A 1528-nucleotide genomic window follows, 5' to 3' on the forward strand; every position below is an offset into this window, starting at 1 on the left:
TACAAGATTGTTGTTCGCCAGAATCAAATTGCCTAGATTCAACTAATAACTGCAACACTCGCTCATAGCCTGTTGCAATTGCTCTTTAAAAATTAAGTCTGGCTGAATAAACCCTAGAGTTTTCCGAGGCCTTAAATTCAAACGCTGCTGATATTTGGTCATCAGCTTGTTGGATACAGTGCGCAAATCAGTACCTTTTGGCACGTATTGACGCAATAAGCCGTTCGCATTTTCGTTCGCGCCGCGCTGATATGAAGCATACGGGTCAGCAAAATAAACGTCTGTATCAAGCTTTTCTGCGATACGTTCGTGATCAGCGAATTCCAAGCCATTATCGGCCGTAATGCTGTGTACCATAACTTTAAAAGGCTGCAGCATTTCTATCGTTGCGTCAGCAACGGCATCAGCCTGTTTGCTTGTGACTTTTTTCACAAGATAAAAACGGCTTTTACGCTCTAAAAGCGTAACGATAGCGCCGGTTCCGCGCTTGCCGATAACGGTATCGATTTCCCAGTCGCCGTAGCGCTTCCGAGCATCAATAATTGCAGGCCGGTCGTGTATCGAGCGACGGCCTAAAATACGATCACGTTGCTTATGCAAACATTTTTTATAGCGTCTTAACCGATGACGTAGGTGAGTAAACAAACCACCACCACGGTAAAAATCAGCCAGAACATAATTGTAAATCCACTCGTGACTGACGGGATAACCTATCCGCGTACAGATAGCTGATATCTGCTCCGGACTCCAGTCCATCTTGAGCATAAGCTCTACAGCGTTTCAAGTATTCTCGCAAACCCTTTTGGGTTTTGGCTTGGAGCTTCGTTTTACCGTGCGTTCTTGAGCTTTTTGAGGGTCATATGAACCACACAAATTGTTGTTACGTCGCAACTCTCGATGGATGGTCGAGGGCGCGATATTCAGCTTTCTTGCAATCTCTCGTTGTGAAAATTCTTCTGAGAGCAACGCAGAAATCTGGTATCGTTGTCCCTCGGTCAGCTGCCGATAACTCATGTTGGAACTCACTTTTTTTGGTCGAAAAGTAAGACTACCAGATGTGGGTAGCTGACCTCCTCCCGACCTATCCCATTACATGAGTGTTGCGGTTATTATCTGAATTCAGGGTGTTTATATATTTTTCTGAATTGAACTCGTCTAAGTTATAAACCAATACCACCAAAAATAAAAACATACAACTGGTATAAAGTAGAAAAGTGATTTTGAAAAAGCCAGCCAACTAGCAAGACCAATAATCATATAAAATAGCACATTAATTATTAAAGAAACAGTTTGTAGCTGAAAATTGCTATCAGTTGAATCGCCAATTAATAAAATAGAACTAGGCCACAACGTAAGCAAGGTGAAATCTAAGAACTGCGTCCCCATTAACCAGCTTGTGCATTGTTCGCAGTAAGTCTTAGCCAAATTCCAAACAATTAACCAAACTAGAGGAATTGTTGCACCTAATATTGAAGATATTAATAATGTTTTTCCCATTTTTTAACCACTATTTATGGCTTTGAAGAAT

At 41.6% G+C, this 1528-nt stretch carries 1 protein-coding gene and 1 pseudogene; both read right to left on the reverse strand.

Going from position 1 to position 1528, the window contains the following annotated elements; genetic code table 11:
• Window positions 1-42 precede the first annotated feature (42 nt).
• Window positions 43-1014, reverse strand: a pseudogene (locus A10D4_RS13285) (IS30 family transposase).
• 141 nt (window positions 1015-1155) lie between these two features.
• Complete coding sequence (locus tag A10D4_RS14145) at window positions 1156-1497, reverse strand: hypothetical protein (RefSeq protein ID WP_156812175.1); 342 nt, start codon at window positions 1495-1497, stop codon at window positions 1156-1158.
• Window positions 1498-1528 lie beyond the last annotated feature (31 nt).

Source organism: Idiomarina xiamenensis 10-D-4 (assembly GCF_000299895.1).
In the GTDB taxonomy this organism is placed as follows: domain Bacteria; phylum Pseudomonadota; class Gammaproteobacteria; order Enterobacterales; family Alteromonadaceae; genus Idiomarina; species Idiomarina xiamenensis.